The organism is Enterococcus sp. DIV0086, assembly GCF_050498705.1.
Classification (GTDB): domain Bacteria; phylum Bacillota; class Bacilli; order Lactobacillales; family Enterococcaceae; genus Enterococcus; species Enterococcus faecalis.
Genome location: NZ_JBNIDN010000002.1, coordinates 311,403 through 335,680 on the forward strand (window position 1 = coordinate 311,403; position 24,278 = coordinate 335,680).

A 24,278-nucleotide genomic window follows, 5' to 3' on the forward strand; every position below is an offset into this window, starting at 1 on the left:
TAGTTGTTTTTCAAATACCTTAATCTTTTTTTCAAATTCACTCTTTTCTATAGATTTTGGCAATACGTTCATACGCATTGCCTCACTTTCGATTGGATAACCACCGTCAATAAACTTTACTATCTCTTATATTATACCAGAAAAAGCCTTGTATTATTGTGGACTTCATTGCTGATACAAGGTTTTTTCATTGGTAAAACTTTGCAACACAACCATCATTTCCTCTTCTTCTTTCCTAAATAGTAGAACAGCCCACATAAGATTAAAATCAGTAGAACAATTCCTCCGTAGAGCGCCCACCTTTCCCATGGAGATTTGGTGTGATCAACGGACGTTTGGTTATACTTTTTCGCCTCACTTGCCTTAATTGTAAAGTCTTTTGAGAACTTCCACTCTCCATTCGCATTTTTTAATAAAATCGTGTAGGTATAGTCTCCTGCTTTAAAGTCTTGATCCAATGCTAAAGGTAAGGTAAATGAACTATTAGGTGCAATACTGAGATCTTTCCGCTTCTTCTGTGCTAGTGGTTTTGATTGGCCTTTTTTGGTCACTGTAAAGGTTCCTTCCAATTGTGTGAGCAACTTTGGTTCTGGATTGCGTAAGGCCATCGACACTTGATTGTGTAAATTATTTTGACCAATCGTCACGTCACCACCAATCACTTTTGTTGGTACGGGGTCGTCTGTTTGATCCACACGGATTGCTAGGGTATGCATAAAGACATTTTGAATACCTTTGCCTTGTTTCTTCTCTTGGATTGGACGCACCACCACCCCACCTAACAAAATTCCTGTTAAAGCGCGATCAGGCATCGTCAATCGGAAGCGAACTGTCTGTGATTGATTGGCAGGAATCGTGACTTTCGGTTGGTCAATCGTAATCAGGTCCTTAATCGCAAGTGTCATCGATGGATCTTTTGGAAAATCTGTCTTGGTGTAATCTACAATCCCATTTTGATTGGTTGTAGCAGTAGTTATCATAACTTGAAAGGTTTGCTGTTGTTTGGCTTGATTAGTAATGGTTAATTGAAAGGTATCCGTTTGTTTAGGTTGTACTCTCATATCATAAAAATTGGTTGTTTCTTTCTTTTGTGTTGCACCTAAGTCAGGAGAAATACTATAGTTATTTGCTTGTTCCACAGAGGAATTGTCTTGTGCATGACCTACTGCTGGCTGGAGCATTCCTAAACATAGTAGGATAGAGAAAAAATTGATAACTTTTATTTTCATGATGTTCCCCCTTTAATGAAAAGCACCATTCTCATTAGAGAATGGTGTCCTCTCGTTTTAGTTGTTTTTCTATGCTGGTGCTCCTTCTACCGCATTCCATACAATCGTTCCGGTATAGTTTGTAGCAGGTGTATTTGCTGGAACATCAATAGTTGGGTTCAAGGTAAGATTTGTATCTTGCTTGTCTAAGTCGGCTTTTGTTAACTTATAAATTGGAGCCATTGTAGTACTTAAAGATACTTGAGAAACTGTTCCTCCTTGATCGGATGAAGGATTTAGTTTTAACGTCATTCCTCCACCAAGAGCTTTATCTTTTTCATACCCTGCTTGTAACGACCAGCCATCTGTTTTTCCACGATAATCATGGATACTTAAAATAGGAGCGGCGGGCGTTTTAGGTGAAATCGTCTGTTTTTTACCATTCAAAGTTATGCTACCGAAGTCAATCGATGCTAAGTTATCGATATTCAACCCCCCACCATTAATCGTGATATTAGCTGTTGTATTATTGGCTGTTTCAGCATAAACGGAAGTTTGGATAAATAAACCAGCTCCCATTAATACTCCTAACAACGTAGTACTTACTAATGCTTTTTTCATACTATATTTCCTCTTTTCTTTTTTTTAATAATAAAAAATAGTAGCGTTCCTATACTTATTAGCATTCCTAGCGGAATTACCCACCATGGAGATCTATCTTCATTGGTTTGTGGATATTTTGAATACCCCATACCTTTATTTGAATCTGGATCTCCGCGAATACTTGTATCAGAAATATCAATTGGGATTAGTTGGTTTGCATTTGGAACCACCGGAGGGGCTTCCTTGATTTTAATAGCGACTTCTGTCTGTGATGGTGCTGCAAAGACTTCTTTTTGATCAAAGTACCCTCCGAAGAGTCCAAGTCCTATGATGAGGGAAAAACCATAAATTAAATGTTTCACATGTAGCCTCCTTTCTTTTAACTCAAACAGCATTAGACTATTTAGGCCCTTGCTGGATGGTCCAAACAATGGTTGTCGAATAATTTTTTGCGGTCAACGACTGAGGAACGGTTAGTTCTGGTGAAAGGTCAAGATCGACAATCGTCCCTCCTTGTTTTTTACTTTCATCAAATTGAGTGATTATTGGCGTTGCATCCGGACTCACCTGTACTTCAGCTGTTTGGATATAGGTCTGCGTTGTGCTGGGTTTTATTTTCAATGAGAAGCCTGTTTTTTGCCACTCATCGTCGGGAGTCTCATAAGAAACCAGTAATTGAGTACCAGAATAATTCTTAGGTAGCGCATCTGTTAAAGACAATTTCGCTTTTTCAGTAGGCTCTACGGTCTGTTTTTTGCCGGAAATTTGCACGTTTGGGAAAGAAAAGTTTTCTGAAACTAAATCTATAGAAATTCCTGTAGGCTGCCAAACATACGTATCCGCGTCTGTTTCTCCGTTATAGTTTGTCATTAGTTCCCTACTAGTCCAAAGGTTTTTTCCTAATGGTTTTTTCTGATCACCCGAACCAAGATTACGCCATTTTCCAGCTATTTTATCGTTATTAGGTGGCTCAGGAAGATCCGTATTACTAGCTGCAAATCTAAACCCTTTTCCTAGTTTGAGTAACTGAAGATTCGTTGTGTTAGAGAACATATACGCCATATTCGTCACTTTACTCGTATTAAAGGTACTTAAATCTAGACTAGTCATTAATCTGTTTCCATAAAACATATACTCCATATCATTAACTTTACTAGTATCAAATTTATTACTAAAATCTAACTTAGTCAAAGCATATAAATTATAAAACATGGCATACATGTCTTCTGTATTACTTGTATTAAAGGAACTCAAATCTAACTGGGTTAATTTCTTTATTCCATAAAACATAGCCCCCATATTCTTTACTTTACTAGTATCAAATTTACTAAGATCTAGACTGGTAACACCTATATTTGCAAACATACTATTCATGTCTATCACGTTTGAAGTATCAAGATTAGTTAATCCGTCAATATTTGATAAATTATAAAGAGATTGGAAAAAACTAGAACTATCAACTGGAGCAATTACACTTCCCGTAAAAATAATTTTTTTAATATCGTTCCGTTTAATGGTGCCATTTACATAAGGTGCAAGGTTTACTTGTTGCAAATCCCCTGCTCCAACCGTTAGTACACCGCTTGACGCATCCCATTGGTAAGGTGCAGTTCCCCACAAACCCACTCCGGCTGGTTGCCAAACATACGTATCGGCATCTTTACTTCCTGTGTAGTTACTCATGAATTGAGTACTGCTCCAAATATTAACTCCCTTAGGCGAATCTTTCGTCCCAGAACCTATATTTTGCCATTTCCCTGAGTATTGATCGGTTATCGGTGGAGAAGGTAAATTTGCATTACTACCTATAAATTTAAAATTTTGTCCAAGCTTAAGGGATTGAAGTTTTGTTGTATCCTTAAACATGTCCGTCATATCTGTGACACTACTGGTATTAAAACTACTTAGATCTAAATTGGTAAGGGAAGGTATATTCGCAAACATGCTGTTCATATTCTTGACTTTATTCGTATTAAAACTACTTAGATCTAAACTAGTAAGGGAAGGTGTATTTGCAAACATACTCTGCATATTGGTTGAGTTTTCAGTATTTAAGTTTTTTAAATTTTCAATAGTTGATAAATTAGTAAGATTACTAAAAAGAGAGTCACTATTTTCTGGGGAAACTGTTTTCATTAGAAAGTTTATTGATTTGATTTCTTCTGGTTTTATGTCTGGTGAAGATCCTTTCCAAGGAGCAAGATCAGCTCGTTGTAACGATCCTCCCATAACTATCAATCGTCCATCACTTACCCAATTATAAGTTGCGGTTCCCCATGTACCTGTTGAAGCTGCCATCTTATTTACTTGTGCTTTTTCTGGTGGTTTCACCATCTGATCTTCATTTACTTTATTATTTGTCTCAGCAGAATTATCGGAAGTCTCTGTTGTTGAAGATACAGTTTCTGAATTAGATGTTTTTTCTTCGATACTTTTTTCAAGGTTATCTTTAGACTCACTATCGGATTTATTTAAATTTGATTCATCATTTATACTTTCTTCATTATCCTTTTTTGTGTTAGTTAAATGGTCATTTGTAGTATTATTAATATCTACATTATGCATATTTGACAATGGATCACTATTTGTGTTTAATATTGGATTTTCACTTGAACTTAAAATAGAAGAAGAACCACTTATTGGTGATTCGGAAGCAATTGCAGAATACAAGGGTTGAAAATAACTTAACAATAAAATACCTAAAAATAATGATTTTTTATTCATTTTAATCTACCTCATAACTTTTATTTGTTTACTTTGTATAAAATAATGCAGAAATATTTTTTCTGTAAGAATATAAAACAAGAAGTTATTCTTAATACTTGATAAATTAGCTTTTTACTAATATGACGGGATATACTGACGGCTATTCTTAATTATTTGTTTGTCTTTATATAACAAAAAGAACTTCTTCAGAAGTTCTTTACTCATTATTTATGAAAAAGAAATCTCTTTTTTTGCAATCGCTTTCATTTTTAAAAATAAAAATCCCTGTCAATTACTTCCTTTTTTATTTTTGGAAAAGGTTTCTAAGAAACTGCCCGCTCCATACAACGAATTGCAAAAATTCTTTGTTCTAGTAAAGAATCTGAGTAAATATCCAGTGTCATTTGTGTCGAAGAATGACCTAGAAGCGCACTAACAGAAGAAATATCTGCACCATTTTCTAAACATCGTGTTGCAAATGTATGACGAAGCTGATGGAAATGAATATTTACTAAGCCTGCTTTTTTACAGATTCGCTGAAAGTGATAGGATAATAAACGCGGTTCATAAGGCTTATTGTTAACAGAAAAAACGTACGTTGACTGTTTATTTTTTGCATGTTCCTTTAATAATAGAATCAATTTTCTTGATAATGGTACTACTCTTTGAGCAGCCTGACTTTTTTAGCAGGAGCCTCAGTTAAAATGGTCTTATTTTCATTAGGGAGCGGTAAACGCTGATAAGTATTTTCAACAATTAAAAGTTGACGATCAAATTGTATATTATTCCATTTCAACGCGGAAATCTCTCCAATTCTAAGCCCCGTATGCATAGCAACTATGACTGCTAAAGAACTAGGGGTTGCAATGGTTTCAATAGTATTCTCTAACCTTTTTGCTCATGTAAAGATAATGCATGCACTTTTTTCTCTTTACTTTGGGTAAGACAACATTTGAACAAGGATTTTTTCAATTAATTCCTTTTTATACGCAACTCTTAATGTCTCACTTAAAAGTGTTATCATTATTTTAATACTTGCTGGGGGAGAGAGATTGCTTTTCCAATTGACTGACTAATTGCTGTACTTTTGTAGCTGAAATTTCGTGTAAAGGTAGGTCCCCTAAAGAAGGTAATAAATACTTTTTTTAGTTTATAACTGTAGCTAGAAAAAGTAGAGTCTTTGACTATTCCTTGAATGTTCAGTAGCCATTCTCTACACCATACTTTATAAGACAATGAGCCAACCCTTTTATAATGGTTCATCCTAGCGACCTTTTTCCGCAAAGGAATTAAACGATTTCTCACTTCACTTAATGTTCTACCGTAAATGTACCCATAATGCAATCGTCCATTGGGACGTCGACCAATTGGATAACGGCCCTCCCAGCGACCATCTTTTCGTTTATAAATATTTTCTCCAGTTCGTGGCATAAAATAACTTCATCCTTTCTACTTGTTGACGGCTTAATTTGACGGGTAAAAGAAACTAAAAGACTATTAGATATCTTAATTTTAACTTTTTGAGCTATCTCTATTAAGTATACTCGAGAGATTTACGAATAAATAGTAATAATGATAGTTGTTCTTGTGTTTATATTCTAATAGTATTATAATGTTAATGTGAAATATTGTAGTATATTTTCAATAATTAATATATTCCCTTGTTTAAAATGATTCTAAATGTATAAAAACTTCTTGTGTTTATATTCTAATAGTATTATAATGTTAATGTGAAATATTGTAGTATATTTTCAATAATTAATATATTCCCTTGTTTAAAATGATTCTAAATGTATAAAAACTTCTTGTGTTTATATTCTAATAGTATTATAATGTTAATGTGAATATTGTAGTAGATTTTAAATAATTAATATATTCCCTTGTTTAAAATGATTCTAAATGTATAAAAACTTCTTGTTTTATATTCTTACAAGAAAAAAGACAGAAAAATAATTCGGTTCTGTTGCAAGTTTTAAATGTATCTTTAAAATCTTATATTTTATCAAAATAAAAAAAGAAATGCTTGTTTACCAGCATTTCTCAGACTGTAGACAAAAAGGAGTGGCTTAATTGCCAACTCCTTTTGTTAGTTTTTGTATAAATTTGAAATAAAAAGCCATAGGCTTTTTTGTTTTCCAAAGCCATGTGACTAGTTTTTTTAAATTCATGGCAGAAAACGTAAGCATCGTGTGCGCAGCTACTTTTTCAAGACCTCGATATTTCGTCCAGCGCATACCATGCTTTTCTTTTGCATCTGCAAATATTCGTTCAATGGTTTGTTTTCTCTTTTTGTAAATTTCTTTATTCAACGCCGTATGGCGTTGGTGTTCAAGTTCATCCATAAGATCAGCCCAAGTATGCCGAGTTACAATTTTTTGATAGTTTGCACTCGAAGTACAGGTTTCAAGTAATGGACAACTCCTACAGAATTTTGGATTTGATTTATAGGTTCGATAGCCATCACGAGTGATAGTTGAAAATAACAACGGTTGATTATTAGGGCATAAATAACAGTCAAAATAGGCATCATAAACAAAGTCTTTTTTACGAAACATTCCTTTTACTCCATGAGGTGCAGTATATGGAAGAATAGGGTAGAGTTTCAAGTGTGACAGAAAATGAACAAATTTAGGCGTCTTATATCCTGCATCAGCGACAACACGCTTTATATTTGGAAAAGCTCTTTTCGACTGTTTAACCAGATCAATTGCGACTTGGCTGTCATGCACATTTCCTGGTGTGATTAGTGTAGATAAGATAAAACCGTTATCTTCGCAGGAAGTATGCGCGGAATAAGCAAATTGTTTTTCTCGTTCTCCTTTAACATAGTAGCCACTTTCTGGATCTGAATGACTAATTTTTTGAAGACTCAACTCACTTTCTGTGTCCCATGTAAAAGGACGTTTTCCTACAGAAATACGTTCTTTATTTATTTCATCTTCTAATTCATCTTGATAAGCTTTAGCTTGACCGTAGGTCATTTCTTTTGTGAACTTATGTTTATTGGCATTTGCTTTGATATGAGTAGAACCAATATAAAGGTTGTCTTCCGTAACGAAGTCAGCTTTGACAGCTTGTTCTAAAATATCCTCAAATAAAGTTGTTTCTCTAAATCTTCGAACATAGTTTTTACCAAAAGTAGAGAAATGTGGGATAGGATCCTCGAATGAATATCCCAAAAACCAACGATAAGCAACATTTGTTTCAACATCTTTAATTGTCTGTCTCATCGAACGGATACCAAATAAATATTGGATAACTACTAATTTAATTAAGATCACTGGATCAATACTGGGACGACCATAGGTCGAATACGTGGATTCTACAATGGGATAAATAAAATCAAACTGAATCGCAGCATCAATCTTTCGTACCAAATGATCTTTTGGTACAAGATCATCAATTGTTAACATAGCAAATTGATTTCTACCTTCAATCGATTGTTTTCTCATCATTAGAATCACTCCCAAAATAGTTTATACAATCAGTATAAAACAAAAAAACTGCAAACAACACTCCAAATTTAGGAGTTTGTCTACAGTCTGAGTATACTTTTGGTTTTTATAAGTCTATTACTTCTTCAAAAGTTCAATTTGTGTATTATACATAGAGTTGAAGGCTTCTTGTTGTCGAGTTGAAAATTTTGTATTTACATAATTGTCTAACAAAAGGTTCAAAATATCATTAGTAGCCTTGGGCATGTCTTCTAAATCACCTAGAAAAGGTTTTAAAGTGTTTATCTTAAGATTTACTGAAGGAGATATTTTTTGAGTCATAGTGGCTTTATATTATCTGTCTATTGTAGGTGCTTTATAATCGCTATTATCAGATCTTAATTTTTTAGTCACTGATGTAGATTGTGAAGCAATATTATTTGTAGTATCTCTTGAAAAGTTATCATTTCCTTTAACACTAACATGTTTTTCTTCTAAAGAAGATTTTTTCTTTTTGTTTTTATTATAGGCTCAAAACTATTACTCATATTTTATCCCTCCAATTCTTCAAGTACTAGTTGGTGTTGATCTAATTCGTTTAATACGTCAATAAATACTTTATGAGCTTTGACGTCCCAGCCATCAGCTTTACCTGTGTAATTATGACTAATCTTAATTCCCTCAACATCGTAGACTTTTAAACGTTCTTGATATTTTAGGTTCTGTTGCAAAAAGTTTTTAAAACCACCAATATTTATTCAAAATAATAAAATTTCAAAAATAGAAATGCTGGTTTAAATCCATTTTTATTTTTAATTATTGGATTAATCGATCGATTTTATGGGTATTTTTGAACTTTGCAACAGAACCAAACGGGTCAATACTTTTTCTTTTTAGTTTTAAAAAAGATAGTTGATAGTCTTACAATATTTTTGTATTCTATAATTTTAATTAGCACTTCGGCTACATAATGTAATCTTAGACTGTGAGCAAGAAAATTATTTACTATATTTTGCTTCTATTAACTATAAATTAGTACTTTTTAGTTCTATTTTTTATTTACTTACTTCATGATTAACTCAATTAATAGATACTTTTATCTCGGCTAAAAAGCTTTTATTCAAAGATTTTACTTGTTTACTACAGGGTTATCCTAGCACATCTTTCCAAAAAGATTACTACAAAGTGTACTTTAAAGTAATTCTTTTAAATTACTAAGAACAAAACATAATAGTAATCTATTACCTATACTTAATAGTAGTAATATAGGTAATAGGTTTTGCTTACTATTATATATAGGTAATAATAGTAGAACTTTAAATAGTAATTGATTAAGTTTTATATTTCTATTACCTATACTTAATAGTGGTAATATAGGTAATAGGTTTTGCTTACTATTATATATAGGTAATAATAGTAGAACTTTAAATAGTAATTGATTAAGTTTTATATTTCTATTACCTATACTTAATAGTAGTAATATAGGTAATAGGTTTTGCTTACTATTATATATAGGTAATAATAGTAGAACTTTAAATAGTAATTGATTAAGTTTTATATTTCTATTACCTATACTTAATAGTAGTAATATAGGTAATAGGTTTTGCTTACTATTATATATAGGTAATAGTAGTAGAACTTTAAATAGTAATTGATTAAGTTTTGTATTTCTATTACCTATACTTAATAGTAGTGGTATAGGTAATTGGTTTTACTTACTATTGAGGCTGAATTAGATACATATTTAGGCTATGCTAAAAATTTAAAAGAGACGAAATATACAAATAACAGACGAAATGGCACGAGCAGCAAGGCCTTACGGTCGTCGGAATTTGGGGAAATTCCATTAACTATTCCCCGTGACCGAAACAGTGAGTATGAACCTATAATCGTAAAGAAAAATCAAACATCTTTATCTGGACTCGAAGACCAAATCATTGCATGTATACAAAGGGATTGAGTACAAGAGAAATTCAAGATTATTTTACTGATTTGTACGGGGCTGAGGTTTCCCCTACGCTAATTTCAAATGTTGCGAATAAGTACCATTAGACGCACTCTATCCCATCATTTTTATGGATGCTATTCATTTTAAGGTTCGTCATGAAGGACGGATACAAGCGAAAGCTGTCTACATTGTACTTGGCGTAACGGTTGAAGGATTTAAAGAAGTATTAGGTATCTGGATTGCGAATCAGAATCTTCAAAGTTTTGGCTAATGGTGCTAAATGAATTGAAAAATCGTGGGGTTCAAGACATTCTGATTGCTTGTACAGACAATTTGAATGGATTCAGTGAAGTGATTCAAGCAGACGTTCCCGCAAACATAAGTCCAAAAGTGTATCGTTCATCAAATTCGCAACAGTATCCGTTTTGTTGGTTACAAAGATTTGAAAACGATAACAGCAGATTTAAACCCTATTTACAAGGCCTCTACGGAAGAATTAGCATTGGAATCACTCAGTGAATTTGATGAAAAGTGGAGCAAAAAAATATCCGATTATCACAAAAAGCTGGATGGATAATTGGTCAGAATTAGCAAATTTTTTCAAGTATCCTTCAGAATTACGAATGATCATTTACACCACGAATGTGATTGAGGAATTTCACCGGCAGTTACGTAAATAAAAAAAGTCTAAAAGCGTCTTTCCTTCAGAGGAATCATTGCTATAAATGGTGTATCTAGTTACCATAGATGTCACAAAAAAATAGACCATGAAGATCCAAAATTGGGGACAAATTGTGTCGCAATTCGTTATATTTTTTTAAGAGAGAGTCACCGATTACATTTAACTGAAAAAGAACTTACACAAAATTCTTTACAGACCCTTACTATTATATATAGATAGTAATAGTAGAACATTCATAAAAAAAAGAAGACTTAATAGTCTTCAATTTCACTTAAACTCGCCTCGTCAAGGACACCTATTCTAATAAGTTCAAATATAATAGCGTTATTTATAAATGTTGCTTGTAATCCTTTAATAACTCCACCACGCTCATTAGTCAACGCCGCCTTTAAAATTTCTTCTACATCAGGTCTGATACTAAATGTCTTCTTAACTAGTTCCAGATATACTTCTGTATCTTTGTTTTTCTTTTGTAAATCATACAATCCATTTTCATTTAATGCAGAAAAATTGGGTTTTTTAGATTTTTTCCCCTTCGATCTAGATCCAATCTTTAATTTTCCACCTTTATTTACTACGGAAGGGGACTGTGTAGAACTTTCTTTTGAAACTATTTTTTCTATAATTTCTTCTATTTGATTATCTTCATCATTAAATTTTTCAGTACTATTATCTAGTACACTTGAAAGTGTACTTTCAGGTATGCTTTCAAGATTATTTTTTTGTAATTCTTTATTATTACTTTCTTGTTTTTCTTCATCAATAGGATTAGCGTTTCCAAGTAGCTCAGCAAACATGTCATCAGAAGCATTCATATTCTTCTTTTGCCCCTTCATATCTCTATTTCTAGCCATTAATCAGATCCTCCTTAAATGTTATCAAAGTTAATAATGCCTTTGTTTTCCATTTCTTCTAATAAGTTGAAATAAGAATGAACTAAATCTTCTGAGCTCTTAACCTTTCTACCGAGAGTAGCAGGTAACCCACGAGAAGCAGTTGAAGTAGAAAACTTAATTGTATTGGGAATTGATGTGCTGAAAAATGGAATACCGATTGTATTAGCATAACCAATTACTTTCAACATCGTATCAGCATGTACATTTGTATTTGCTCTAACTTTAACAGGTAGTAGACCCGCAATTTGTAATTTAGGATTATACTCCTCTTTAATATATTTTATTCTATCCAAAATATTAACAATACCATCAACCGAATATATCTCAGGTTCGTATGGAATTACAATTGTATCAGCTACAGCGATTACTGAAGATGTAACAGATTTAATTTCCGGTGGTGTGTCAAAAATAATTACGTCATATTCCTTATCTAGTTGTTCAAATTTACCTTCTAATAAATTGAAATAATTTTGAGTAATCGAAATTTCATCCGGAATCATCTCTCGCCAAGTACTTAGATCTAGATTAGTAAAATCGAACCCTCTTTCAGCAAGACCTTTGATTAATTGAAAGGTTGAAACGGTAAACTCCTCTTCATAATCTTTCATTTTATCAAATTCAAAAAAGTTCATATCAGTGTTTGCTGGAAGTATATCTATATTTTCATAAATATCTTTTTGAACAACATCTTTTAATTCTTTCGTCCCCATAAATACATCATACATTGTATCTTCATAATCTCTTGGATTTTTGCCAAAACTACGACTGGCATTCCCTTGGCCATCATTATCTACAATTGCAATTCTTGCTTTGGGATGCATAACATTAATTGCACCCGCTAAGTTTACAACACTTGTAGTTTTAGTTGATCCACCTTTATTATTCACAAAAGCTATTTTGAGTGCCATAATTTAGTTCCCCCTAAAAAAGTTTGACTTTTATTGATCATTACTCAATTCACCACTATAAAGTATTCTATTTAGTAATCTTAAAAGTACACTTTTCAATACTACTATAAATTTATTTTCAACTTTACAGCTTTCTAATACAGTATACTATATATTTGCGTTATACACAACGCAAAATCAACCTTTAGACTAAATAATTATACATAAGGCTACTTGTAATAGTAATAATAAACTATTACTTTTAAGTGTACTTTAAAGTAAACATTTTTGGAAGCTTTATGATAATAGTTTTCTTTCTCTAATTCAAACAATTTAACTTTATTTTGTCTATTTGTTTATTGAAATTTTTTTATTAGTATGGTTAAATTAATTAACAGTTGCGTTATGTATAACGCAAAAAGGAGTGAGGCGTATATTTAATTCTAAAGAATTTTCCAAATCAGATCGAAATGCTTACATACGATACTTAGTAAAATTGCTAAATAAAAAATATATGGTTGTTCAATCTAAACTAGCTTTAGCAATTGGCATCGACGGTAATTATTTCAGAGATTTTTCTTCAGGTAGGAAAGATTTAAATAATGAATACTTAGATGATATAGAGAGCTTCATTGGTGATCTATACGAGGGATTGTGGTTGTATGATTTGCCACAAGACGATGAAGAGTTTAAAGAATTTGTATTGAGTTTAAAAGATTCCCCCGAATACAACTATATCGTACATGGCATTGAGTATTAAAAAACAGTGCTGCGGTAACAGCACTGTCAAAATGTTTTATAGATATTCAACCAATAGTAGAAAAATATCTAGGTATGTGTGTATAGCTAACACTGCATACTGATTATAACTAAAAAATTAAAAGTATTCAATATTTTTCTACACCAAAATTAGTATATTGAGGTGTACAATAATGACTGAGAATAATAATTCAAATGCCTATCTTGACATGGAAGATGCTTTAATGGATAGTGACTTGTCTAAGCCATTAAAAGTTTCTGTTCTTAGGGAAGAGTTAGTTAAATTAACTGGAGATAGTAATCAAGCAATTGTTTTAAACCAATTTATATATTGGTCAGAAAGAACGAAGACTGCTGCCAAATTTATACGTGAAGAAATGTTAAGAGTTAAGAAGTACACCGAAGATAATGATACTTCTGTTTTATCGTGTCTAGAGTCTGATTTAAAACAAGGATGGATTTACAAATCAGCAAATGAACTGATTGAAGACACTATGTTGACAATTTCTAAACCAACTATGACAAGAGTGATTAATAACTTGTTAGATAAAGGTTGGATTATGAAACGAAAAAATCCACGATACAGAGGAGATAATACTCCCCAATATCGTGTTAATCTACTCAAGTTGCAAATGGATCTTTATAAGCTTGGATATAGTTTAAATGGATATAAGTTAATTATGAATTTTGTTGGATTTGCTGAATTACAAAAATTGGAAGACAAGTTAATAGAACATTCGTATAAAGAAAACAGAAACGACGTGTTGTCTCATTTTGAAACTATGTCAAATCAAAATGAAATGACCCCTAATCAAAATGAAACGACATCGAATCAAATCGAAACAAGCTTGAATCATTTTGAAACACCCTTATTAAGAAATGATTCACTATCTACTCAAAATGAAACGACATTACCAGAGATTACATCAGAGGATAAATCAGAGATTACATTACAGGTAACTGACTTAAAAAAAGAAGAAGAAAATAAAAAAGAAAATAAATATCAGGAAAAACATGTTGAATTATTGAAATGGATTGGACTGGATCCTAATTATAAAAACTTAACTATTACTTTGAGACAATTACAAGTAGATTTTGAAAATGTACATGCTATTTTAGAATATTTTGTAAATAATCCAACAAAATTTGATAAACAGATAGTCAAGCAACAACTTATGCATATGGGAGAAAGAAGTCAACAAAATAATGGTATCGCTGAATTTGCCACATATTTTATCAACGGAGTAGAACGTCGTTTGCAATCTGCTAAAATAAATAAAGCAAATGAAAGTATGCTAGATGATATGTTAGGAATGGACAAGGAAGAAATACCCCAAGTAATACTTCATAATTGGTTAGAGGGAGAATGAACAATAAAAAAAGTGATGGGAAATTAGTGTTATTCATGCAAGAAATATATTGCTTGCAATAAAGTATTACCACCAGAAATTTATTTAAACAAATAAATAGTGGATTTTAGCCAAATCGAAAGAAAGACGACAAACATTAAAGAAAAGTATTCAATTCAAAAAATAAGGATATACAAATAATAGTTAGAGTATGTAAATGGACTATTAAGAGTGGAACTATCTTTTATTTAGGAATGAATATAGAGCACTTTAAAGTAAAACAATTTCAAAAATACGTTATTATCGTAATTGTTGATTACTATTTTCATTATCATATCGACTATTAACTTTAATTGAAGGGATTGTCAAGTAAAGTGTGTAAGTAGGAAATAAATGTTTCAAGATTTACAAATAAACACTATATTTTTCAGTCCTTTTAGAAAAGGCTTCGTTCATCATCAGCTGGTTTAGAACTAACGGCCAATCTCTTATATGGCCAGTTGCCCATTTGCGCTCAAGTTCAGACACACGAAGATACAACAGTTTTAATAAGGCATTTTCATTAGGAAAAGCACCTTTTTTAGTAACTTCTCGAAAACTGGCATGGATACTTTCAATTGCGTTTGTAGTGTACATGATTTTCCGAATCGCGCCACCAAAGTCGAAAAGCTGTTCAACATGAGCAAAGTTGCGCTCCCAAACGGCGATTGCTCCGGGATAATTAGACCAACGTTGCTTAAATGTTTCAAAATTAGCCCTACAAGCCTTCAGGCTTGGTGCACTATAGAATTTCTTCAAATCACGGCAAAAGTCCTTATAATCTTTACTAGGAACGTATTTTAAGGAGTTTCGTACCAAATGGACAATACACCGCTGAACAATTACTTCAGGAAAAACAGATTTTGCCCCAGCTTCCAAACCGGAAACGCCATCCATAGATAAAAAGAAGACATTTTCTACGCCACGGGTTTTAAGCTCATCAAATATTTTTATCCAATAACTTTTACTCTCTGTTTGACTCAGCCATAAACCTAAAATGTCTTTATTTCCAGCTAAATCAATCCCAAGGATTGTGTAAACGGCCGTTTCTTTAGCCTCATAGTTATCACGAATGGTGACGTACATACAATCCACAAATAAAAAGGCATAGCATTTTTTAGTGGTCGATTTTGCCATTCTTCTAGTTCCTGAATAATGGCATCGGTGATATCGAAGACCATTTCATGAGAGACAGAAAACCCATAAATATCCTCGATAGTATCAGAAATATCTCGTTGACTCATACCACGTGCATACAAGGCTAAAACCTTGTTCTCAAATTCAGATATATCTTTTTTTTCTTTTTGGAATCAAGACCGGTTCAAAAGAACCGTCACGATCTCTTGGGGTTTGAATTTGAACTTCGCCCATACTGGTTTTTAGCTGTTTTTGGCCATACCCATTTCGTCGATTATCGGAAGACTTCTCTGCTTTTTCATTTGGTTCATAACCTAAATGGTGGTTTAGTTCCCCCTGTAACATTGCTTCAAACATAGAACCGAAAATATCTTTCTAGGCATTTTGCATGTCATCTATATTTTCAGGTTGGTACGTATCGATAATGGATTGGGCGAACTCCACAGATTTTTTATCTCGTTTTTTTCTGGTCATAGTGCAATCACTCCTCATCTAATTTTATCCAAAGTTGGATGAAAACAAAAAGAAAAACTGTGAAGTTGCTTTATCTAGAATTAGCAACTTACACAGTTTTTTTTACACTCTCAATTCGAAGTACTTTTTAGAGGGTAATTTCCTCATCTTTTTCTTTTAACAGATTTTTAAGGTCTTTCTTTTTATCAGATATGTTTTTGCCAGAACTAATTTTAATGGGATCTTGAACCCATTTTAAAACCGACGAATAACTAACTTCGTATACCAAAGATAATTGATAGACATTTTTACTTTGATTTGTATAAATCTAAAATTGTTTGTTTAAATTCTTTTTTATAACATTGAGACATGTGTAAACACCTTTCTTTGAAGTTAGCTTATCCTCTCTCGCAAAAGTTTCTTAACTTCTATACTATATCTAATAGTTAACTTTTTCTAAAGGATATTCTTAGAAATCTTCAGTTTAAATTTACTATCAAATGTTTTTCTTGATAGAGTTAATTAATTTCGATAATGCAACTGATAGTTAAAAAAGTTTATCATAGTACAATTTCTACGCACATACTTTATTTAACAATTCTCATAAATAAAAAGGGGCGTACATGTCAATGACAATAAATTGAACGTTTTCCCGCACAGACAATGGAAAACGATTAAAATAACGTTCTAACTAAGGACGTTGTCGGTTTTCAACAATATCAAATAATTTTCTTGTTTGCGCATTTAAAATGATAAAACTTATGGCGCCAGAAACATGACGAACGGATTTAAATGAACCGTTGGTAAGGTTGTTTTAAAAGGACTCATCGGTTGTTAAATGCGTTTCAGCACACGATAAACAGAAGAAAATGAAACATTTCTTTGTCAAGTGATTCCTGTCATGAAAGTATTTTCTTTCAACCGTGTAGTAATGGCCCATTTGACAGATTGACTAATGAAACAGTGTTTTTCTACAATGCTTGTATCCGCAACAAAAGTCCGTTGACACGCATGATATTTAAACCGTGTTTTTTTCAATTACAGATACGTTTTAAATTCTGCGACTTCATTCAGTAACAACCGAACGGTTGTCATACCCCAGCGATTAATAGTGGAATGATTTTTACAATGTTCACAGGATTCTGGGGAATAAGTTAATTTTCCTGTATAAACTTTATAAATTTGTTTTTTTTTAATCTTTTCGGAAACAATTTTCTTCAAAAGTAACATTTAGGTCTAGAATATTTAGGGTTTCTTTGATAACCTCAGTATAGGACATCTTGATTCCTCCTTAGAATGAATTCAGCGACTTTAATTCTACAGGATTTCTAGGTGTCTTTTTTGATTCAAAAAAGATGTTGGTAAAAATACCGACTTTACTAATATTGAAAGAAAAGTAATAACTTAATTAACTATATTAAAATAAACGAACAAAGCTAAAAATACAGATCCTAGAGAAACATAATCAGTTACTTCATTTTTTGCAATTGTTTTTCAAAAAATTTAATGGGTCTACAAATTTAATCTTAAAGCCTTCTTTTTTGTAGGCTGTTTATTTAAAGCTTAATTAAGTGTAGTTTTTTTATAAATGATTTATTTTGCTGAATTATTTTCTGTAAAATCTAAAGACTTTATATTGATAAAAATGGAATTGGCTACATATTTTACATCACTTAATCAGCGTTATTAAAGAATCGTAAATCACTCTTTACTTTCGATCAGAATTAGTGGACCAATAATACGTGCAGAGGAAATTATTTCACTGATTTCTTCCGGAGATTCTTTCATACCTTTTTCCATCCAATGCATTATAATTTCTGCAGAGGTATCAAATAGAATAATTTCAAGGTAATCATCTGGTACATTTGGAAAATTTTTTTTTAATTGTGGATAGTGGTCTTTTAAAAGGTAGGAGATTAAATTACGAATCGCACTTTTTAGTTCATCTACAAAGTCTGGATCACCATTTTTTCCTAAAAGCATTCTGACAATGTCTTTTTCTTTTTGAGCATAATGAATCGTTTGAACCAAATCTTTATAGTCAAGAAATACTGTTGGACTTTTTGTTAGGTTAATAGTATTAGGATGCTTCTTCTTCTCTTTAATACTATCAATGAAATCATAAATATTTGTTTGTCGAAACTCCATAATAAGGTCTGAAATATCCTGGTAATGTAGGTAGAACGTGGAGCGGTTGATAGAAGCCGTTCTACAAATTTCAGAAACAGAAACGTCCTTTATAGATTTATGCTTTGATAGTTGAATAAGTGATTGATAAATTTTTTGTTTAGTTTTTAATTTTTTTGGATTATTTTTAGCCATAAATTTTTCCTTTCAAATCAACACTTTTTTATGAATTGATGGTTGTTTTTCTTTCAACATGATTATATACTTTTTTTGCAACTAAAATCAACATGTTGACTATTTTCTAATATAATATGGATGAAAGAGGAAAAAAATGATTCAATCAGAATGGTTTTCGTTATTAAAAAATAAATTTCTTTTAGTAGTGGTAGGTGCAATTATCTGTATTCCTGCATTGTACAATTTAATTTTTTTGGGTGCGTTATGGGATCCATATGGCAAGCTGGACAAATTACCTGTCGCAATCGTGAATCAAGACAAGCAAGTTTATTATCAAGGAAAAGAGCTTGCTCTTGGCAAAGACGTGACGGAACATCTGTTAAAGAAAAAGCCTTTAGACTTTCATCTAGTTTCTAACAAGGAGGCCGAAAAGGAGATTACAAGAGGGAAATATTATATGATCGTTATGATTCCAGAAAATTTTTCAAAAGACGCTACATCTCTTTTGAGTAAAAATCCAAAGCAAATGACAATTGACTATCAGACATCCCAAGGATTGAATCTGACCGCATCAAAAATGTCAGCTTCTGCGATCACTGAACTAAAGGATCGAGTCTCTACTGAAGTGACGGGAATGTATACGGAGGCCGTATTAAGAAATTTAGGAAATGCTGGGCAAGGAATGGCGAAAGCAACTGCTGGAGTTGAAAATTTATCTGATGGCACGAAGCAGCTGATGGGTGCAACACAGACGATTTCAAAGAATTTGACGACTTTATCCAATAGTTCGCTAAACTTTTCTGATGGTAGCCAGATTCTGACGAATGGACTACAACAATATGTCGCAGGTGTGGTGCATGTGGGTAATGGTGCCGATAAATTGGTTCAAGGAATCAACACGCTTGCGGAAAAAGGACCTGAATTGGTAAATGGCTTCAGCTATCTGTCAGAGGGTTCAATATCACTGACCAATGGAATCAATCAATACACCTCTGGAGTCGGGTCTGTTGCGGCAGGGCCCCAAGCGCTAGATTCAGGAATTGGACAGTTAGCTAGTAAACTTCCAGTTTTGTCGAATAATACAGAGCAATTAACTAAAGGATCATCCAGTTTGAATGAGGGCATCAATCAGTATGTGTCAAGTATTACTTCTGCAAATACGGGGGTTAAAAAAATCTCTGATGGAGTACAACAACTAGCTGTACAAATAGAACAATTACCTCAACAAGTCAAAAATCTCCATAAAGGAACTGAAAAAATTGTTACCGGGTTACAAAATGTTCAATTATCAGAAGAAGATAAGAGGCAATTGATTGCTTATACTGATTGTGTGAACAGCTATATTTATCAAGTATCACAAGCATTCGGAGTAATGGATCTCTCGGGATTATCAAACCTTGGTCAGCTAACGGACATGGTCAGGGAACTATCGGATCAGCTCACAGCTATGTCTGTTAGTGCCTCAAATATTACGCAAAAAATGGAGGAAACTAAGCAAGCGCTCACAAGAAGTTATCAGGCTGATTTGGCAACCAACGCCAATGCGGTCGTGTCACATCTGACTAGTACTGGTGTTACTTTGACCGAAGAACAAAAGGCTTCCGTCCTTTCGACTATGCAAGCACAAAATAGCCAAACGATGACTGCTGTCAATCAGTTGAACATCGATACAGGTCAATTGACGGAACAGATTGCTGCACAGCAACAATCGCTAACAAAGCTAAGTACGGCGTTATCTGCACTCCAAGGAATTCCTGTCGATCAAATTAGTCAATTAAAACAAGGCGCGGATCAACTAGCTCAAGCTAGTGGAAAAGCTGCCCCAAAGTTAAAAACCATCGTTAATGGCATGTTTACCATTGGTAACCAATTAATGCCTAGCGCGCAAGCAGTCAATAACGGTGTCGGACAATTAGATACCAACATTCCCGCACTTACAAACGGTATTCAAAAACTCGCTGAAGAAAGTAACAGTGTATCTCAAGGAACTCAACAGCTTGTCCAAAATGGACAGAGACTTTCGAAAAATTCTGATCAACTCGCCCAAGGAACAGCTACTATAAATAAGAATATTCCAGAATTGACCGGTAGCGCCCAAAAATTAGTGCAGGGATCGAAAAAAGTAACAAGCGGGACTGAACAGTTAACTGAAAAGTCATTAAGTCTAGTCAAGGGTGCTCAGCAAGTTACTACTGGTTTGAATCTATTTAACCAAAACATTTTAGCATTAAATACAGGGATTTCTGCCTTACATGGAGGTTCGCAACAGCTGAGCCAAGGAATTGGACAATTGACTGCCAATGGGGGACAACTCTTAGCCAGTGCGCAACAGCTTCAAAATGGTTCACAAAAAATCGCTGAGGGCAGCGGGAAACTAGTAGTGGGTGGAAATCAAGTGACCCATTCCTTAGGTACAATGGGAACAGGTCTAGGCACATTGATTAATCAACTAGCATCTGGTTCAAAGGAAATCGGTCAGATCAACACAGGGAAAACAGGGGCAAAAACAATCGCTCAGCCGCTTCGCACCACTCATAATGATTCAGACAAACTAGCAAACAATGGGACAGGAATGGCGCCGTACATGATGTCTGTCGCCTTATTTATCGGAACAATCTCCTTTAACCTGCTTTTTGATGCTTTCAAACCAACGAAAAAACCAACGACAGGTCTAGCTTGGTGGGCAAGTAAAGCATCAATACTTGCAGTAGTCAGCATCATGCAATCCTTACTTGTGGATGCTGCGCTGATGGGACTGCTGGGAATGGATGTCCTGCATCCACTCAAAGTCGTAGCATTCAGCATCTTAGTTTCTACTACCTTTATGTCAATTGTTACTCTGTTTAATTTACTTTTAGGAAAAATCGGTTCCTTCATCATGCTACTGTTCATGATCTTACAACTCGCCGCATCTGGAGGGACGTACCCGATTGAATTGAGTGGACACTTTTATCAAGCCGTTAATCCTTTCTTACCGATGACGTATTCGATTCGAGCGTTGCGTGAAGGTATCTCTATCGGTGGATCCATGCTTACAGAAACATTGCTGTTTTTAATCTTACTTTTTATCAGCAATGTCTTGATAATCGTGTTCTTTACGAAAAAACGTAAGAATCCTGTGGCCTTTGAAGAAGAATGGTCTTAATAATAAAAAACAAAATTTAGTTCTGTTGCAAAGTTTTCAAAAATAACAGACAGAACCAATTTTTACCCAATTCATTAAGCAACTATAAATCGATTTTCAATTTATCCCAAGACAAAAAGTCGAAGAGGTTAATTTCCCTTCGACTTTTTTTGTATAATGCAGAAACTATTTCAATGCTTTTGGCCGTGTAAGTGGATTGAAAGTTATTGCCATAAGGAAACTTCGTATCCACTTGTCCATGATCATGTTCAAAGATATTATTAAGATATTTGACTTTTCAGTAGTTTACCTCTTTCGCTAATATTCCTTCTCCCTTCAAGTTTTTAATGCTTTTAAAAGAATGCGTATACTTATCCATCAAGATGAAACGAGGCTGATCATACGCATGAATTATTGACTTAATAAAGATTTTTGTAGAATCATATCTCGATGATTGCGTAGCCACATATCTAGCATATTTCCATTGAAATTAATTATGTGGTAAAGGTATTGATCTTTCCTTTAACATAGGACTCGTCAATTCACAAAGATTTAGATGATTTTCTACGTTTATCCCGCTTCTTTCATAAATAATAAAGCACTTATAATATTGTTTATTCCATTGATAATTCGTGGTGTGATGGATTCCAATACTAAATTTACCCATAATTTGGACACAATCACGATAGCTCAATCCAAAATGAAAGTACGAAGCAATGGAACCAGCCGAGACAGAAAAAGAAATCTTTTAACAGAGATAGCCGATAATGAAAACCTCAGCTATGGTATTATCAAGTAGAGGAATACGAAATTCTATTTATGTTCTGCAGGTAAGACTTTCATTTGCTTAGCTAAGCATTGGCAATTTTTTTATACTTTGGACAGTAAAGAGGGAAGTTTTTTAATTCTGTATCTTAACGTATTATTGTTCGAATTTTGTTGTGTCAAATAGAATAATGCATCCATCATGTTTTTATAGTCTTTACAGACATACTTAAAGCTGTCTCTTGTTTATAATCGGAATACTTACAACAATGTATACTATACACAAGGAAGCAGTAATAACAATAGCTTTTACATATGCTTCTATTTCCTCTACACCCAGTAAAAGCAAGTTAGTATTCATCACCACAGCGGGAGAATACACCTTTACTTTCGGTATGATAAGGCTCCTATGTCAAAACTCCGGACAAAAAAAGACGAATACTTTTCAAAATAATTTTCAATCCTACTCTTTCTATTAAAAATGAATAGATAAAGCAGGCCAATCTAACTTCAATCATTCTTTTTTTGGATAAAAGACAGCTCAAAAAACCGTTTTTAGTGAAATTTTTAAAAATGGTGAGAACGTTTATTTATAGGTGTTTAAGCAACCAATGAAATACGCTTATTATTATATCAGCGGATATAGCGATCAATCCCTATAATGACTTCTTCAAGCGATTGAAAAGACTAGGAATTCACATATTTTCTCTTTAAAAGAGAATAGAAACTTTCGATGCGTGCATTATCTCCAGGGCATCCTTTACGGGAATAGGAATGTTTAACCTCACAATGATTGAGCGGTCGTTCAAACAAATTACTTGTTTATTGGCTACCCATATCACTATGAATAATTTTTATTTCTAATGCTTTTAGGATGTTCGGTTGAATCACACTCGTTGCTAATTCTTTTGTCATGTTCCGTCCTATCTTATATGCTTCAACCCGACGGGTTACAGGGGTATAGAGACTTGTTAAGTAAACCCACTGCTTTTTCACTGTAGTGTATGTTATATCTGTTAATAAAACACTTGATTTATCGTGTAATTTTTTTATTAAGTTCAGACGTTGAGAGATTTCGATATAGTTTTTAGGATTCTTCATTTTTTTTGATCATTCTTGATTGAATGCCTAATTCTCGGATAAGTTGATAAACAACAGAGAGACCATCGATTCTTTAAATTCTTGTGAATACCGCGTAGCTGAATTTTGGGTTTGTATAATAAAAAACTCCTATACTAGATTATAGCGAACAATCAGTACGTATTTCTAGTATAGGAGCCTTTGAAGAATGATTCAGTTACAGCATTTTCCTGTGGATAATCTATTTAGGAATAAGAGGGGACAATCATTAATTTTTCTTGAATTTTTCGTAACTGATGGGACAGATAGTGAGAGCCTCTATCAGAGTGGAAAATGATAGAAGCCGTAGGATTTCTTTTATTCACAGCCTTTTCAAGTGTATCGCAAACAAGACTAGCCATTATTTTATTGTAAACATTCCAGACAATTACTTTTCGAGAAAAAGATCAAGAATGACGCAAAGATAAACAAAGCCATTTTTTACTGGAATATAGGAGATGTCACTTGTCCATACTTTATTGGGCTGACTTGTTTTAAACTGTTGCTGTACTAAATTTGGATAAGTTAAAGAAACCGTAGGTTTTTGATAGCGGAATTTTGGCTTTGCAGTCACCATTTTTGGTAAGTTCATTGATTTTATTAGATGGTATACTCAACAGATACTAATAGAAATACCATGTTCACGTTGTAAAAGAATTTGTATTTTAGAAGCACCTAATCGATAGTTTGTTTCTGTGTAAATCAGAATAATCAACCGTTTAAGTTCTTAATTTTCAAGAAAGCGAGCGGAAAGTTTACTGTTGTTATATTTATAAAATTTACTACGATTGACTTTTAACACGACATAACTTAAAAATAGTGTGTTCTGATTGAAGTAAGGAAATAGCTCTCAGTCGTTGGTGGC

18 protein-coding genes and 8 pseudogenes are annotated in these 24,278 nt (G+C 33.2%); 7 read left to right on the plus strand and 19 right to left on the minus strand.

Annotated elements, in window-relative coordinates; all coding sequences use genetic code 11:
* Positions 1 to 215: 215 nt before the first annotated feature.
* From IGI63_RS15610 to IGI63_RS15655, 10 genes and pseudogenes are all read right to left on the minus strand, one after another.
* Positions 216 to 1,229: a DUF916 and DUF3324 domain-containing protein gene (locus IGI63_RS15610; RefSeq protein ID WP_429976235.1), complete on the minus strand. Its 1,014-nt coding sequence runs from the start codon at positions 1,227 to 1,229 to the stop codon at positions 216 to 218.
* A gap of 69 nt (positions 1,230 to 1,298) precedes the next feature.
* The gene (locus IGI63_RS15615; RefSeq protein WP_429976236.1) at positions 1,299 to 1,829 is read right to left on the minus strand and encodes a WxL domain-containing protein; all 531 of its coding nucleotides are present in this window, start codon (positions 1,827 to 1,829) and stop codon (positions 1,299 to 1,301) included.
* Entirely contained in the window at positions 1,826 to 2,173 is a 348-nt protein-coding gene (locus IGI63_RS15620) for an LPXTG cell wall anchor domain-containing protein (protein ID WP_429976237.1), read from the minus strand. Before IGI63_RS15620 ends, IGI63_RS15615 begins: the two co-directional genes overlap by 4 nt.
* A 37-nt stretch (positions 2,174 to 2,210) precedes the next feature.
* Positions 2,211 to 4,535 carry a BspA family leucine-rich repeat surface protein gene (locus IGI63_RS15625; protein WP_429976238.1) on the minus strand — a complete coding sequence of 775 codons (2,325 nt, stop codon included), beginning with the start codon at positions 4,533 to 4,535 and terminating at the stop codon, positions 2,211 to 2,213.
* A 305-nt stretch (positions 4,536 to 4,840) separates the two neighbouring features.
* On the minus strand, positions 4,841 to 5,158 hold the full coding sequence (locus tag IGI63_RS15630) for a tyrosine-type recombinase/integrase (protein WP_429976239.1): 318 nt from the start codon (positions 5,156 to 5,158) through the stop codon (positions 4,841 to 4,843).
* 17 nt (positions 5,159 to 5,175) lie between these two features.
* Positions 5,176 to 5,313 (minus strand): hypothetical protein, encoded by a 138-nt coding sequence (locus IGI63_RS15635; RefSeq protein WP_429976314.1) that lies wholly within the window; start codon positions 5,311 to 5,313, stop codon positions 5,176 to 5,178.
* Positions 5,314 to 5,540: 227 nt separating this feature from the next.
* A complete protein-coding gene (locus IGI63_RS15640) occupies positions 5,541 to 5,948 on the minus strand; it encodes a hypothetical protein (RefSeq protein ID WP_429976240.1) in 408 nt (135 codons plus the stop codon).
* A 635-nt stretch (positions 5,949 to 6,583) separates the two neighbouring features.
* The gene (locus IGI63_RS15645) at positions 6,584 to 7,972 is read right to left on the minus strand and encodes an IS1182 family transposase (protein WP_429976241.1); all 1,389 of its coding nucleotides are present in this window, start codon (positions 7,970 to 7,972) and stop codon (positions 6,584 to 6,586) included.
* A gap of 117 nt (positions 7,973 to 8,089) precedes the next feature.
* Positions 8,090 to 8,499 (minus strand): annotated as a pseudogene (locus tag IGI63_RS15650) (hypothetical protein).
* A gap of 3 nt (positions 8,500 to 8,502) precedes the next feature.
* Positions 8,503 to 8,682 (minus strand): hypothetical protein, encoded by a 180-nt coding sequence (locus IGI63_RS15655; RefSeq protein WP_429976242.1) that lies wholly within the window; start codon positions 8,680 to 8,682, stop codon positions 8,503 to 8,505.
* 974 nt (positions 8,683 to 9,656) lie between these two features.
* On the opposite strand from IGI63_RS15655, the pseudogene IGI63_RS15660 reads away from it, so the two are divergent.
* The 4 genes and pseudogenes from IGI63_RS15660 to IGI63_RS15675 all read left to right on the plus strand — a co-directional run bounded on the left by IGI63_RS15660 (position 9,657) and on the right by IGI63_RS15675 (position 10,579).
* A pseudogene (locus tag IGI63_RS15660) lies at positions 9,657 to 10,003 on the plus strand (transposase).
* 23 nt (positions 10,004 to 10,026) lie between these two features.
* Positions 10,027 to 10,214 (plus strand): annotated as a pseudogene (locus IGI63_RS15665) (transposase); the annotation flags it as partial.
* A gap of 127 nt (positions 10,215 to 10,341) precedes the next feature.
* Entirely contained in the window at positions 10,342 to 10,476 is a 135-nt protein-coding gene (locus tag IGI63_RS15670; RefSeq protein ID WP_429976243.1) for a hypothetical protein, read from the plus strand.
* The gene (locus IGI63_RS15675) at positions 10,424 to 10,579 is read left to right on the plus strand and encodes a transposase (protein ID WP_429976244.1); all 156 of its coding nucleotides are present in this window, start codon (positions 10,424 to 10,426) and stop codon (positions 10,577 to 10,579) included. The genes IGI63_RS15670 and IGI63_RS15675 overlap by 53 nt, the downstream gene beginning before the upstream one ends.
* A 253-nt stretch (positions 10,580 to 10,832) precedes the next feature.
* Here the strand turns inward: IGI63_RS15675 and IGI63_RS15680 are convergent, their stop codons facing one another.
* Together IGI63_RS15680 and IGI63_RS15685 are read right to left on the minus strand one after the other, a co-directional pair.
* On the minus strand, positions 10,833 to 11,435 hold the full coding sequence (locus IGI63_RS15680; RefSeq protein ID WP_429976245.1) for a hypothetical protein: 603 nt from the start codon (positions 11,433 to 11,435) through the stop codon (positions 10,833 to 10,835).
* A gap of 14 nt (positions 11,436 to 11,449) precedes the next feature.
* The gene (locus IGI63_RS15685) at positions 11,450 to 12,385 is read right to left on the minus strand and encodes a ParA family protein (protein ID WP_429976246.1); all 936 of its coding nucleotides are present in this window, start codon (positions 12,383 to 12,385) and stop codon (positions 11,450 to 11,452) included.
* A gap of 475 nt (positions 12,386 to 12,860) precedes the next feature.
* On the opposite strand from IGI63_RS15685, the gene IGI63_RS15690 reads away from it, so the two are divergent.
* Positions 12,861 to 13,124, plus strand: a complete 264-nt coding sequence (locus IGI63_RS15690) for a hypothetical protein (RefSeq protein WP_429976247.1) — start codon at positions 12,861 to 12,863, stop codon at positions 13,122 to 13,124.
* A 172-nt stretch (positions 13,125 to 13,296) separates the two neighbouring features.
* The gene (locus IGI63_RS15695; RefSeq protein ID WP_429976248.1) at positions 13,297 to 14,493 is read left to right on the plus strand and encodes a MarR family transcriptional regulator; all 1,197 of its coding nucleotides are present in this window, start codon (positions 13,297 to 13,299) and stop codon (positions 14,491 to 14,493) included.
* Between the two features lie 384 nt (positions 14,494 to 14,877).
* On the opposite strand, the pseudogene IGI63_RS15700 reads toward IGI63_RS15695, so the two are convergent.
* The 3 genes and pseudogenes from IGI63_RS15700 to IGI63_RS15710 form a co-directional block, all read right to left on the minus strand.
* A pseudogene (locus IGI63_RS15700) lies at positions 14,878 to 16,122 on the minus strand (IS256 family transposase).
* A gap of 589 nt (positions 16,123 to 16,711) precedes the next feature.
* A pseudogene (locus tag IGI63_RS15705) lies at positions 16,712 to 17,380 on the minus strand (transposase); the annotation flags it as partial.
* Between the two features lie 422 nt (positions 17,381 to 17,802).
* Complete coding sequence (locus IGI63_RS15710; protein WP_429976249.1) at positions 17,803 to 18,423, minus strand: TetR/AcrR family transcriptional regulator; 621 nt, start codon at positions 18,421 to 18,423, stop codon at positions 17,803 to 17,805.
* A 136-nt stretch (positions 18,424 to 18,559) separates the two neighbouring features.
* Between IGI63_RS15710 and IGI63_RS15715 the strand changes: the two genes are divergently transcribed.
* Positions 18,560 to 21,550, plus strand: coding sequence for a YhgE/Pip family protein (locus tag IGI63_RS15715; RefSeq protein WP_429976250.1), 2,991 nt, complete (start codon positions 18,560 to 18,562; stop codon positions 21,548 to 21,550).
* A gap of 82 nt (positions 21,551 to 21,632) precedes the next feature.
* Here IGI63_RS15715 and IGI63_RS15720 read toward each other — a convergent pair.
* The 4 genes and pseudogenes from IGI63_RS15720 to IGI63_RS15735 form a co-directional block, all read right to left on the minus strand.
* A pseudogene (locus IGI63_RS15720) lies at positions 21,633 to 22,274 on the minus strand (DDE-type integrase/transposase/recombinase).
* Between the two features lie 106 nt (positions 22,275 to 22,380).
* Positions 22,381 to 22,443: pseudogene (locus IGI63_RS15725) on the minus strand (cysteine-rich KTR domain-containing protein); the annotation flags it as partial.
* Positions 22,444 to 23,116: 673 nt separating this feature from the next.
* Positions 23,117 to 23,395, minus strand: a complete 279-nt coding sequence (locus IGI63_RS15730) for a hypothetical protein (RefSeq protein ID WP_429976251.1) — start codon at positions 23,393 to 23,395, stop codon at positions 23,117 to 23,119.
* 224 nt (positions 23,396 to 23,619) lie between these two features.
* Positions 23,620 to 23,805: pseudogene (locus tag IGI63_RS15735) on the minus strand (DDE-type integrase/transposase/recombinase); the annotation flags it as partial.
* Positions 23,806 to 24,278: the final 473 nt, after the last annotated feature.